This window comes from Dactylosporangium sp. CS-047395 (genome assembly GCF_050942185.1).
Taxonomy (GTDB): Bacteria; Actinomycetota; Actinomycetes; order Mycobacteriales; family Micromonosporaceae; genus Dactylosporangium.
In genome coordinates, this window is sequence record NZ_CP192015.1 from 7,913,973 (window position 1) to 7,926,177 (window position 12,205).

General features: G+C 71.7%; 13 protein-coding genes. 5 read left to right on the forward strand and 8 right to left on the reverse strand.

The features are described 5' to 3' along the window. Positions 1-3: 3 nt before the first annotated feature. The 3 genes from mctP to ACQP00_RS37345 all read right to left on the reverse strand — a co-directional run bounded on the left by mctP (position 4) and on the right by ACQP00_RS37345 (position 2,906). Complete coding sequence (mctP, locus tag ACQP00_RS37335) at positions 4-1,662, reverse strand: monocarboxylate uptake permease MctP (RefSeq protein WP_433205176.1); 1,659 nt, start codon at positions 1,660-1,662, stop codon at positions 4-6. Positions 1,663-1,668: 6 nt separating this feature from the next. Then, on the reverse strand, positions 1,669-1,887 hold the full coding sequence (locus ACQP00_RS37340; RefSeq protein WP_433205179.1) for a DUF3311 domain-containing protein: 219 nt from the start codon (positions 1,885-1,887) through the stop codon (positions 1,669-1,671). Between the two features lie 110 nt (positions 1,888-1,997). Next, a complete protein-coding gene (locus ACQP00_RS37345) occupies positions 1,998-2,906 on the reverse strand; it encodes a threonine ammonia-lyase (RefSeq protein WP_433205182.1) in 909 nt (302 codons plus the stop codon). 74 nt (positions 2,907-2,980) lie between these two features. Between ACQP00_RS37345 and ACQP00_RS37350 the strand changes: the two genes are divergently transcribed. The 3 genes from ACQP00_RS37350 (at position 2,981) to ACQP00_RS37360 (ending at position 6,508) form a co-directional block, all read left to right on the forward strand. After that, positions 2,981-3,841: a LysR family transcriptional regulator gene (locus ACQP00_RS37350; RefSeq protein ID WP_433205185.1), complete on the forward strand. Its 861-nt coding sequence runs from the start codon at positions 2,981-2,983 to the stop codon at positions 3,839-3,841. A gap of 151 nt (positions 3,842-3,992) precedes the next feature. Further along, a complete protein-coding gene (locus tag ACQP00_RS37355) occupies positions 3,993-5,681 on the forward strand; it encodes a 3-oxoacyl-[acyl-carrier-protein] synthase III C-terminal domain-containing protein (RefSeq protein ID WP_433205188.1) in 1,689 nt (562 codons plus the stop codon). Next, positions 5,678-6,508, forward strand: a complete 831-nt coding sequence (locus tag ACQP00_RS37360) for a DUF6999 family protein (protein ID WP_433205191.1) — start codon at positions 5,678-5,680, stop codon at positions 6,506-6,508. Before ACQP00_RS37355 ends, ACQP00_RS37360 begins: the two co-directional genes overlap by 4 nt. Here the strand turns inward: ACQP00_RS37360 and mshC are convergent. Further along, complete coding sequence (mshC, locus tag ACQP00_RS37365; protein WP_433205194.1) at positions 6,505-7,755, reverse strand: cysteine--1-D-myo-inosityl 2-amino-2-deoxy-alpha-D-glucopyranoside ligase; 1,251 nt, start codon at positions 7,753-7,755, stop codon at positions 6,505-6,507. The two genes, ACQP00_RS37360 and mshC, sit on opposite strands and share 4 nt — an antisense overlap. Positions 7,756-7,853: 98 nt before the next feature. On the opposite strand from mshC, the gene ACQP00_RS37370 reads away from it, so the two are divergent. Further along, the gene (locus tag ACQP00_RS37370) at positions 7,854-8,648 is read left to right on the forward strand and encodes a MerR family transcriptional regulator (protein WP_433205197.1); all 795 of its coding nucleotides are present in this window, start codon (positions 7,854-7,856) and stop codon (positions 8,646-8,648) included. A gap of 17 nt (positions 8,649-8,665) precedes the next feature. Next, positions 8,666-9,022: a VOC family protein gene (locus ACQP00_RS37375; RefSeq protein ID WP_433205200.1), complete on the forward strand. Its 357-nt coding sequence runs from the start codon at positions 8,666-8,668 to the stop codon at positions 9,020-9,022. A gap of 8 nt (positions 9,023-9,030) precedes the next feature. On the opposite strand, the gene ACQP00_RS37380 is transcribed toward ACQP00_RS37375, so the two are convergent. The 4 genes from ACQP00_RS37380 to ACQP00_RS37395 all read right to left on the reverse strand — a co-directional run bounded on the left by ACQP00_RS37380 (position 9,031) and on the right by ACQP00_RS37395 (position 12,201). Continuing rightward, complete coding sequence (locus tag ACQP00_RS37380) at positions 9,031-9,762, reverse strand: SCO1664 family protein (protein WP_433224130.1); 732 nt, start codon at positions 9,760-9,762, stop codon at positions 9,031-9,033. Between the two features lie 76 nt (positions 9,763-9,838). Next, positions 9,839-10,402, reverse strand: a complete 564-nt coding sequence (locus tag ACQP00_RS37385; RefSeq protein WP_433205203.1) for a DUF3090 domain-containing protein — start codon at positions 10,400-10,402, stop codon at positions 9,839-9,841. Positions 10,403-10,453: 51 nt separating this feature from the next. After that, entirely contained in the window at positions 10,454-11,158 is a 705-nt protein-coding gene (locus tag ACQP00_RS37390; protein ID WP_433205206.1) for an MSMEG_4193 family putative phosphomutase, read from the reverse strand. Then, a complete protein-coding gene (locus ACQP00_RS37395) occupies positions 11,155-12,201 on the reverse strand; it encodes an LLM class F420-dependent oxidoreductase (protein ID WP_433205209.1) in 1,047 nt (348 codons plus the stop codon). The genes ACQP00_RS37390 and ACQP00_RS37395 overlap by 4 nt, the downstream gene beginning before the upstream one ends. Positions 12,202-12,205 lie beyond the last annotated feature (4 nt).

Sequence of the window (12,205 nt, forward strand, 5' to 3'; positions counted from 1 at the left end):
ACCTCAGGTGATCGGGTCCGGGGCCGCGGTGGTCGCCGGGGCCGGGGACGTCGGGGTGTCGGAGATGCGCGGGTCGCCCTCGTCGGCGAAGTAGTCGTCGCGGGTCGTGTCGTCGCCGCCGTCCGGGGTGGAAGCGGCCCGCAGGATCAGCGTCACGATGACCGCGACCAGCAGGTTGACCACGACGGCGACGAAGCCGACGTAGATGGTCTTCTTGGTGTCGAAGCCCCACTCGCTGAGCGGGAACGCCGAGCCGGCGAAGTGCCGCTTCGTGGTCGGGTTGACCACCTGGTACAGCATCCACAGGCCCAGGCCCATGCCGGCGGCCCAGCCCGCGACCAGGGCGCCGCGGTGGAACCAGCGGGTGAACAGGCCCAGGGCCACGGCCGGCAGCGTCTGCAGGATGATCACGCCGCCGATGAGCTGCAGGTCGATGGAGAACTGCGGGTCGATGAAGACCACGAACAGCAGCGCGCCGAACTTGACCAGCAGGCTCATCACCTTCGACGCCTTGGCCTCCTGGGCCGGGGTGGCGTCGCGCTTGAAGTACTCGCGGTAGATGTTGCGGGTGAACAGGTTCGCCGCCGCGATGGACATGATGGCCGCCGGGACCAGCGCGCCGATGCCGACCGCGGCGTAGGCGACGCCCGCGAACCAGTCCGGGAAGATCTTGTCGAACAGCAGCGGCACCACGGTGTTGTTGTCGTTGGTGCCGTTGGGGTTCTTCAGCGGCACCACGCCCGCGGCGATCGCGGCGAAGCCGAGCAGCGCGATGAGACCGAGCAGGAAGCTGTACGCCGGCAGCGCCGACATGTTCCGCTTGATCACGTCCCGGTTCCGGCTGGCGAGCACGCCGGTGATGCTGTGCGGGTACAGGAACAGGGCGAGCGCCGAGCCGAGGGCCAGCGTGAAGTACTGGACCTGGTTGTCGGCGTTGAGCAGTATCCCGTCGGTGGCCGCCGGTGTCTTGTCGAACTTGGCGTCGGCCGCGTCGAAGATCGAGCCCCAGCCGCCGAGCTTGGACGGCAGGTAGAAGACCGCGACCAGGATGACGATGTAGATCAGGATGTCCTTGACGAACGCGATGAGCGCCGGGGCGCGCAGGCCGCTGGAGTACGTGTAGGCGGCCAGGATCGCGAAGGCGATGATGATCGGCAGGTGCCGGGCGAGCGTGCCCGAACCGGTGACGCCCATCGTCTTGAGCACCGACTCGATGCCGACGAGCTGCAGCGCGATGTACGGCATCGTCGCCACGATCCCGGTGATGGCGATGACCAGGGCCAGGGTCGGCGACTGGAACCGGGCCCGGACGAAGTCGGCCGGGGTGACGAAGCCGTGCCGGTGCGACACCGACCAGAGCCGGGTCAGGGCCAGGAACACCAGCGGATAGATGATGATCGTGTACGGCACGGCGAAGAAGCCGGCCGCGCCCGAGGCGAACAGCAGGGCGGGCACGGCGACGAAGGTGTACGCGGTGTACAGGTCGCCGCCGACCAGGAACCAGGTGATCCAGCCGCCGAAGTTGCGCCCGCCCAGGCCCCACTCGTCGAGGTGGGCCAGGTTGTCGGGGCGGCGCCAGCGGGCCGCGACGAAGCCCATCGCGCTGACCGCCAGGAACAGGATGACGAAGACGACGATCTCGGTCACATGATCACGCCACATGGCCGGTCACCTCCTCTTCGTCATCTGGTAGACGAGCGTGGTGACGCTGACGCCGACGATGATGAAGGCCAGCTGCAGCCAGTAGAACCGGGGGAAGCCGAGGAGGCGGGGTCCGTCGGCGTTGAACAGAAATGTCAGCAGCGGCAGCACGATGGGGATGAGCAGCAGCCAGTTCCACGGGCTGCGGTCAGTCGCCGGCGCGCTGCGCTCTTCAGGACCGGTCATGGCGACCTCTCCTTCGAACCGGGGGTGTCGTAGTGATCGACGTAACCTGATCCCCGTCGCGCGCCGGGTCCCGTCCGGCCGGAAATCGGCGAACGGTACGAACGATGCGCCTAACGGGCAAGCTCCAATTCGGTGGCGTTGGCCCCCGTCACCACGACCGCCACCGATGCGCCCATGAGGTCCGGGCGGGCCAGCACCGCCGCCAGGGCCGCCGCCCCCGCGCCCTCGGCCTGGGTGCACGCCAGCCGGGCCAGCAGGCGGCGGGCCTCGTCGATCGCCTCGTCGCCGACCAGCACGAAGTCGGCCAGGTGGGCGCGCATCAGCTCCTGCGGGGCGGCGAAGCCCCGGCCGGTGGCGAGCCCGTCGACGCGGGTGGTGTTGTCGCGCCGCACGCACCCGCCGGATCGCCACGAGTCGTGCGCGGCCGGCGCGGCCTGCGACTGGACCCCGATCACGCGGCAGCCGGGCGCCAGCGCGGCGGCGACGAGGCCGGCCGCCGCCGCGCCCGTGCCCGAGCCGACCGGGACCACGACGGTGTCCAGCTCGGGGTGGCGTTCGAGCAGCTCGGCGTACACCGTGGCGACGCCGGCGATCAGGGCGGGCTCGTCGCCGGGGCTGACCAGCCGGCCGGGCAGGGTGCGGGCGAACTCCTCGGCGTCGCCCATGTTCGTCCCATGCCGGATCACCGTCGCGCCGAGCGCCTCGACCGCGCTGACCTTGAGCTCGGCGGCGTGCTCGGGCATGACGATGGTGGCCTTGCGCCCGTACTCGCGGGCCGCGTACGCGATGGCGCGCGCGTGGTTGCCGGTGGAGTAGGTGACGACGTCCTCGTCGAGATCAGCCAGGAGGTTCAGCGCGCCGCGGACCTTGAACGCGCCGGTGGGCTGGGCGTTCTCGTGCTTGACCACGACCCGGCGACCGGCGGCGGCATCGAGCAGGGGGTAGGACCAGGACGGGGTGGGCGGCAGGTGGCCGGCGAGGACCCGGCGGGCCAGGAGCACGTCGCGCATGGTGAGCATGGACGGAGCATTTCGCGGTACCAACGATAAGTCTAATGCTTGTAAATCATGAAACCTATAGACACCATTGATGCATGCTGGATGTGACGCGGTTGCGGGTGCTCGTGGCGGTGGCGCGGCACGGAACGGTGACGGCGGCGGCCGAGGCGCTGCACTATGCGCAGCCGTCGGTCAGCCACCACCTGGCGCGGCTGGAGGTGGAGACCGGCGCGCAGCTCACGCAGCGGGTCGGCCGCGGGGTGCGGCTCACGCCGGCCGGGATGCTGCTGGCCGAGCGGGGCGAGGAGATCCTGGGCCGGCTCGCCGCCGCCGAGGAGGAGCTGGCCGAGCACAGCGGGCTGCGGGCCGGGCGGGTGCGGCTGGCCGCCTTCCCGTCGGCGCTGGGCTCGTTCGTGCCGCTCGCCGCCGCCCGGTTCACGCAGGACCATCCGGACGTGGAGCTGCAGTTCGTGGAGGCCGAGCCGCCTTCGGCGCTGCAGCTGCTGCGCTCCGGCGACGCGGACCTGGCCGTGGTGTTCGACTACGGGACGGTTGCGGAGCCGGATGCGGTACGGCTGACACCCCTGTTCACCGAGGGCCTGCACCTGGTCACCCAGCCGGGCCGGGAGGGGCAGCTGGCCGACTTCGCGAAGGCGCGCTGGATCGCCGGGTGCGAGCGGTGCCGGGAGAGCCTGGTCCGGCGGTGCGCGGCGGCCGGGTTCACGCCGGACATCGCGTTCACCACCGACGACTACGTGGCCGTGCAGGCGCTGGTCGCGGCCGGGCTGGGGGTGACGATCCTGCCGGACCTGGCGCTGCGGGCGCACCGCTCACCGGCGGTGGCGACCGTGCCGCTGGAGGGTGGCGGGCGGCGGGTGAGCGCGGCGGCGTACGGTACACCCCCGGACCCGCCGGCCACCGCGCGCCTGCTGGAGTTCCTACGCACCGTGACGTGAAAATTCGCAGCGTGGCCGAGAAAACGTGAATTTATCTCATAGGTGTAGTGTCAAAACCGGAACACACACGCACGAGGTAGGTACCCCGACTCACCCCTCCTGAGTCGCCCAGCGGATCCGCCGAGGCCCTCGGCCGGGCTGAATGGTCGGCATGGGACAGACGTCAGCGGTGTACATCACGGGGTGCGGCGCCTACCTGCCGGGCGCGCCGGTCGGCAACGACGAGATCGCGGCGCACCTGGGCGGGACCGACCCGGCCACCACCCGCCGCCGCGCGCGGGTGCTCGCGGCGAACGGCATCCGGCAGCGCCACTACGCGACCGGGACGGGCGCGAGCAACGAGGAACTGGCCGCCGAGGCGGTCGGCCGGGCGGTGAAGGACGCCGGCCTCGCGATGGACGAGATCGGCATGCTGGCCACCGGCACCACGATGGGCGACCAGCTCGTGCCCGGCTTCGCCGCCATGGTCCACGGCCGCGTCGGCGGCGGCCCGATGGAGCTGCTCAGCGCCGGCGGGGTGTGCGCGTCCGGCCTGGCCGCGCTGAAGTCCGCCGCGGCCGCCGTCGCCCTCGGCGAGCACGCGCGGGCCGCGGTGGTCGGCTCGGAGCTGGTCAGCCGGGTCCTGGCCGAGCCGCGCTTCGCCGCCGGCGGGCGCCCGACCGCGGACGCGGAGTTCCTGCGCTGGACGCTCTCGGACGGCGCGGGCGCGGTGGTCCTGTCCGCCGCGCCGCGGGCGGACCGGCCCAGCCTGCGGGTCGAGTGGGTGCGCAGCGTGTCGTACGCGCACGAACGACCCGCCTGCATGCGGGCCGGCGAGGGCTGGCTCGACGCGCCGTCCGCGGCCGCCGCCGAGGCCGCGGGGCTGCTGCGGCTGCGCCAGGACGTCGCGGCGCTGCCCGCGCTCGTGCGCCTCGGCGTCGCGCAGGCGCGGGAGCTCGTCGACCTCGCCACGATCGATCACGCGTTGATCCACTGGTCCGCGGAGACCTTCCGAAACCGGATATTTGCCGAAATTCCGGATTTGTCGGAAATCTCCTTCAGCAACCTCGCCACCTGCGGCAACACCGGCGCCGCCAGCATCTTCGTGATGCTCGAGGAGGCGTGGCGCACGCAGCGGTTCCAGCCCGGCGAGCGGATCCTGCTCGCGGTACCCGAGTCCGGGCGGTTCACCATGGCGTTCGCGCTGCTCACCTGCGTCGCGCCGAACCAGCTGCTCAGCGAGCTGGCCACCGTCTGGAGCGAGTTCGAGGCCAGACTGGCCCAGGTGCCCATCGTGCGGCGGATCGAGGACGGCACCGCCACCGTCCAGGACTACCGGGCGCTGCTGCTGCACCTGCGCCAGCAGGTCGTCGAGGGCGGCCGCTGGATCTCCCGGGCCGCCTCCAACTTCTCGGCCGAGCGCTTCGAGCTGCGCAGCGCCGCGATCCTGCACGCCGCCGAGGAGCACCGGGACTTCCTGCTCCTCGAACGCGACCACGCGGCGACCGGCGGGACCGGCATCCGCGACGCCCGCAAGAACGCCGGCTCGGAGGCGCTGTCCGCGTTCATCCTGCAGCAGGCCTCGCAGCCCGATCCGGTCGACCTGCTCGGGGCGATGTTCGTGATCGAGGGGCTCGGCACCGCCAAGGCGCTCGGCTGGGCCCGCATGCTGCAGGACCGGCTGGGGCTGGGCGACGGGCAGGTGTCGTTCCTGCGGTACCACGGGGAGCACGACGCCGAACACGTCGGCGAGCTGCACAAACTCCTCGCGGTCACCCGGCCCGGCGACGTCGACGGGATCGTGCGGACGGCCCGGATCACCGCCCGGCTGTACGCGCTGCAACTCGAGGAGATCGGATGAGCGACGACGACGGCATCTGGGACGAGCTCGCCGCCCGCGAGCCGATCGACCCGGCCACGCTGCGGCTCGTGCTCAAAGACCAGCGGTCGTGGTCGCGGCAGTGGGTGTACCCGGTGGCGCGCCCGATCAGCAACTTGCTCGTCGCGATCATCCGGGTCGTCCGGCGGTTCGTGCCGATGCGGCTCACCGCGCACGGGCTGATGGACGCGCTGTGCGTGTGGTTCCTGCGCCGGTTCGTCAGCCCGGCCGCGGGTGAGCTGCTGATCCGGCACTTCATCGTCGAGACCAACCTGCTGGCGTTCATCGCCCGCAACACGGGACTTTCCGAACCCACCCTGCGGCCGGCCGCGCTTCGCGAGCTCGGCAACCGCGCGGTCATCGAACACGATCTGAACGTCTTCAACATCCTGCGGCGCGCCGGCGTTCCGGCGGAAGAGCGAGACACCTCGATGCTCACCGTCGGCCCCATCGACGCCGAACCGGGGACCCGGCGCATCGCCAGGCTCGACATCCAGTCGGCGCTGTGCCTGATGAACATCCCGTTCGCGTTGTGCCTGAACGCGGCGGAGTACCGGCGGGCCGTACAGTCGCTGCGCCTCGACACGCACCTGCTGGCCGTCATCGCCGACCTGACCGGCGACCCGGTGTTCCGGACCTGGGCACCGGCCGGGGTGGCGCTGCGGGTCGACAGCCGCCTGGAGGTACCGCGGGCCGTCTACGAGCACGCGGTCATCTGCGAGTACGCCCACGAGCGGCTGCTGCGGAACGCTTCGAGGCCGGCCACCGTCCGACGGGTGGCCGGACTCGAAGAGCCCGTCGCTGTTTAGAGCTTGATGCCGAGCAGCGCGTCGACCGCGGTGGCCATGATGGCCGGGGCCTCGCGGTCGTCGCCGGCGTCGGCGAGGGAGGCGTCCACCCAGGCGTCGACGGCGGCCAGGGCGCCCGGCGCGTCGAGGTCGTCGGCGAGCCGTTCGCGCAGCTGCGCGACGAGCTCCGCGCCCGACGGGCCGATGCCCGCCCGGGCCGCCTCCCGCCACCGCGACAGGCGCTGCTGGCCCGCCTTGAGCACGTCGTCGGTCCACATCCGGTCGTTGCGGTAGTGGTCGGCGAGGAGGGCGAGGCGTACCGCCATCGGGTCGATCCCGTCGCCGCGCAGGCGCGACACGAAGACCAGGTTGCCCTTGCTCTTGGACATCTTGTCGCCGTCGAGGCCGATCATGCCGGCGTGCACGTAGTGGGTCGCGAACGGCGCCTTGCCCGACAGCGCCTCGGCGTGCGCGGCGGAACACTCGTGGTGCGGGAAGAGCAGGTCGTTGCCGCCGCCCTGGACGTCGATGGTGTCGCCGAGCAGGCTCTGCGCGATCACCGTGCACTCGATGTGCCACCCGGGCCGGCCGGGACCGAGCTCGCCGCCGTTCCAGGCCGGCTCGCCGTCGCGGGCCCCGCGCCAGAGCAGCGGGTCGAGCGGGTCACGCTTGCCGGGCCGCTGCGGGTCGCCCCCGCGCTCGGCGGCGAGCCGGAGCATTTCGGTCCTGGAAAGATTGGATTCGGTACCGAACGCCGGCGCCGTCGCCACCGAGAAGTACACGTCGCCGGTGCCGTCCTCGAGCGTGTACGCATGGCCCGAGGCGATGAGCGCGGCCACCTTCCGGGCGATCTGCGGGATGGACTCGACCGCGCCGACGTACCGCTTCGGCGGGATGATCCGCAGCGCCTCCATGTCCTCGCGGAACAGCGCCGTCTCCCGCATCGCGAGCACCACCCAGTCCTCGCCGTCCCGGGTCGCCCGCTCCAGCAGCGGATCGTCGATGTCGGTCACGTTCTGGACGTAGTCCACGTCGTGCCCGCCGTCCCGCCACACCCGGTTGGCCAGGTCGAACGCGATCATCGTGGCCGCGTGCCCGAGGTGCGTGGCGTCGTACGGCGTGATCCCGCAGACGTACATGGTCGCCGGCCGCCCCTCGACCTCCACGGGTGCGATCTCCCGGCGCGCCGAGTCGAACAGGGCGAGCGGCGCGACGCCGGCGGCGGGTCGGGGCAGCGTCGGCAGCGCCGGAGCGGTCCAGGAGTCCATGACCAACAGGGTATCCGCGCGCGGCCGGGTCGTGCGGTGTGACGATCGTTGCCTTGTGCGCTTGCACTTCCCCTAGCTGGAAGGGTTTGACTGACCCCATGACGACGGCCGTCCAGATCGGCGAGTTCTCCCGGCTGTGCCACCTGTCCGCCAAGACCCTCCGGTACTACCACAACATCGGCCTGCTCGTGCCGGCCGTCGTGGACCCGGACACCGGCCACCGGCGCTACGAGCCGGCCCAGGTCGCCGACGCCCACCTGATCCGCCGGCTGCGGGGCCTCGACATGCCTCTGGCCGAGATCCGCACGGTGCTGGCCACACCGGGCTCCCGCGCCGAGGCCCTGACCAGGCACCTGGACCGGATGGAGGCGGAGCTGGCCCGGACCCGGGACGTGGTCGCCTCGCTGCGCCGCCTGCTGGACGCGTCCCCGCCGATCACCGTGTTGTACCGCAGCCACGCCCCGGTCCCTGTCCTGCACATCGCCGCCCGGGTGACCCGCTCGGACGTGGCCGCCTGGTGCGGCGCGAGCTTCGGCGCGCTGTTCGGCACTCTGGCCGCGCTGGGCGCCGATCCGGCGGGGCCGGCGGGCTGCACGTACTCGACGGAGTTCTTCGAACAGGACGAGGGCGACGTGGTGGCGTTCGTGCCGGTCCTGCCGGGTGTGCTCGGCGGCGACCCGCGGGCCCTGACCCTCCCGGCCCGCCGCTACGCCGTCGCCGTCCACGCGGGCCCGTTCAGCGACTGCGACCTGACGTACGGCGCCCTGGGTGCCCACGTCGCCGAGCACGACAAGGCCCTCCCGGAGCCGATCGTCGAGCAGTACCTGGTGGGCCCGCAACACACCGACGACCCCGAACGCTACCGAACCGAAGTGTGCTGGCCAGTCAGCTAACGAGAGGAATGTACCGAATGTCGGAAATCAAGCTCGCCCACGTCACCGTCGACTGCAGCGGGAATGCCGCCGAGCTCGCCGGGTTCTACGCGCAACTGCTGGGCCGGGAGGTGGACCCCGGCGCGTCGCCCTACTTCGCCACCGCGGGACGCACGGCCGGGCTGCGGCCGGTGCTCATGTTCATCCAGGTGCCCGACCGCACGCCCGGGAAGAACAGCGTCCATCTCGACCTGCACACCGAGGACCTTCCGGCCGCCGTGGAGAAGGCGACCGGCCTGGGTGCGAAGCACGTCGGGGATTTCGACGAGTACGGGGCGACCTGGACGACGATGCAGGACCCCGAGGGGAACCTGTTCGACATCGGGAAGAGCTGAGGGAAGCGCTAGATCGGGGGCCACGGAATGGCGTGGCGGTCCTCGTCGGGCGCGGGGAACCTGCGGGTCTGCAGCAGGGCGTCGATGCGGACCCAGATCATCGCGACCTCGGCCGGGGTCAGGTGCTCGGAGAAGACCTCGGCGAGGCCCGCGGAGTACTGCGCGCGCAGTTTTTCCAGCACCTCGATGCCCTCGTCCGGGATGGGTTCGCCGGCCCAGCCCCAGATGATGGTGCGGAGTTTGTCCTCGGTGTGGAAGCAGATGCCGTGGTCGACGCCGTGGACCGCGCCGTCCACGGTGTCGATCACGTGGCCGCCCTTGCGGTCGGCGTTGTTCGCGACGGCGTCGAAGATGGCGATGCGGGCCAGCCGCGGGTCGTCGGCGTGGGCCAGCACGTAGGGGCGGCCGCGCTCGTCGCGGGCCTGCATGATGCGCCGCCAGTCGCGGGGGACCTTGTTGGCCGGGACGAAGCCGAGCAGCAGGTCGTCACTCTGCAGCTCGTCGTCGATCCAGAGCTGGCACATGCCGGGGCCGAGCGGGCCGTCGCGCAGCAGGGTCGGCGGGACGATGCCCCAGCCGGTGGCCTCGGAGAGGATCCACGCCGCGTACTCGCGGCCGGCGAGGGTGCCGTCCGGGAAGTCCCAGAGCGGGCGCTCACCGCTGACCGGCTTGTAGACGCAGCGGGCCACCGTGTCGCCGAGGGTGATGACGCAGCGGAGGGTGGCGTTGGAGGCGTCCATGAGCCGGCCCTCGAGCTCCAGCTCGCCGTGGCGCAGCAGTTCCAGCGCCTCGTCCTCGGGCAGGGCCGGCACCGGTCTACCGTCGGTAGCCGTTGTGGCGGGGGCACAGGTGCCCGCGCGCGTCGAGGGGCTGGCCGCACAGCGGGCACGGCGGGCGGCCCGAGGCGACGACCCGCTTGGCCCGCTCGATGAACGCCTTGGTGGCCGCCGGGGTGAGCCGGACCCGCAGGCGGTCCCGGTCGGCGGTGGCCAGCTCGTCGTCCTCGTCGTCGTCGGGTTCCTCGGTCTCCTCGTCGCCGACCGCGATCGCCTCGATGATCACCGTGGCGGTGTCGACGTCGAACTGCAGGCCCAGGGTGCCGACCCGGAACTCCTCGTCGAGCGGCGTGTCGAGGGGCTCGTTGTCGGCCGTCTCGACGACGGTCTCCGCGGTGAGGTCCACGCCGAAGCGGCGGTGCGCCTCCTGCAGCAGCTCCTCGAGCTTCTCGGCCAGCAGGGTGACCTGCACCTTTTCCAGGGCGACGCTGATCAGCCGGCCGCCGCCGCGCGCCTGCAAGAAGAAGGTCCGCTCCCCCGGCGCACCTACGGTGCCGGCAACGAACCGCTCCGGCGGCTCGAATGCATACACGTGGTGGCTCATGCTCCAAACTCTATCCAGTCAGGGCGCTCTACGCCGCAGGCGGGCACAAGATCACACCGAACCGCCCGAACCGCCCCCGACGGCGGCATCGGAGGACGGTTCGCCCTCGGTCTTCTCGGGCGGCTGGAACCCGGACAGATCGCCGCCGGTGTCGTTGAGGCGAAGGACGAAAGATCGCAGCGGCGTGTACCGGATGACGGTCACCGAAGCCGGCTCGACCGCGATCCGCTGGAACAGGTCGAGGTGCATGCCGAGCGCATCGGCCACGATCGCCTTGATGATGTCGCCGTGGCTGCACGCCAGCCAGACCGCCTCCGGGCCGTGGGCGGCGGCGATGCGGGCGTCCCAGGACCGGATCGCGGCGATCGAGCGGGCCGACATGGCCGCCATCGACTCGCCGTCCTCGCCCGGGAAGACCGCCGCCGACGGGTGGGCCTGGACGGTCGACCAGAGCGGCTCCTTGGCCAGCTCCTTCAGCGGCCGCCCGGTCCAGTCGCCGTAGCGGCACTCGACGATGCCCTCGTCCTCGACGACGTCGGTCACGTCGGGCAGGGCCAGGGCCAGGGTCTCCCGGCAGCGCGGCAGCGGGCTGCTGACCACGGCGGCCAGCGGCAGCTTGGCCGCGGCGAGCCGCTCGCCGACCGCCACCGCCTGCCCGCGGCCGACCTCGTCGAGGGCGACCGGCTGGTGGCCGGCGAGGACCCCGGTCGCGTTGGTGGTGGTGCGCCCGTGCCGCAGCAACAAGACAGTGGTCACGAGAGGCCGGCCTTCTCCCACGCGGTGGCGAGCTGGCGGATCACGCCGATCGAGTAGTCGGCGTCGCCGAACACGATCGTGGAGATCTCCGTCACCCCGGCCTCCTTATATGCCTGCAGCCGCTCCGCCACGCGCTCGACCGGGCCGAGCAGCGAGGTCCGGTCGATGAACTCCAACGGTACGGCGGCCGCGGCGTCCCGGTGCCGCTTGGCGAGGTACAGGTCCTGGACTTCCTTGGCCGCGTCCCCGTAGCCCATCCGGGTGGCGAGGGCGTTGTAGAAGTTATGCTCCCGTGAGCCCATGCCGCCGACGTAGAGCGCCGCGTAGGTCCGCACCAGTTCCGCGCACATCGCGACGTCGTCGCCGAACACCACCGGTACCGATGCCGCCACTTCGAAACCGTCGAGGGACTTGCCGGCCTTGGCCCGGCCCGCGGCGATCGACCCGAGCGACTCGCTCGCGAACTCCGGGGAGAAGAAGATGGCCAGCCAGCCGTCGGCCACCTCGCCGGCCAGCTCGAGGTTCTTGGGGCCGACCGCGGCGAGGTAGACCGGCACGTGGTCGCGCACGGGGTGCAGGATGAGCTTGAGCGCCTTGCCGGGGCCGTCGGGCAGGGGCAGGGTGTAGAACTCGCCGTCGTACTCCACGACCTTGCGGGTCAGCGCCAGGTTCACGATGTCGATGTACTCGCGGGTGCGCTTGAGCGGCTTGGCGAAGCGCACGCCGTGCCAGCCCTCGGAGACCTGCGGGCCCGACACGCCGAGGCCGAGGCGGAACCGGCCGCCGGACAGCTTGTCGATCGTGGCGGCGGTCATGGCGGTCATGGCCGGGGTGCGGGCCGGGATCTGGAAGACCGCGGAGCCCAGCTCGATCCGCTCGGTCTGCCCGGCGATCCAGGCGAGCATGCTCGGCGCGTCGCTGCCGTACGCCTCCGCCACCCATACGCAGGAGAAACCCAGCCGGTCCGCCTCCTGGGCGACGGCCAGGTGCCCGGCCGGATCATTCCACGACGACAGGTAGCCGAGGTTCAACGCAAGCCGCACAACT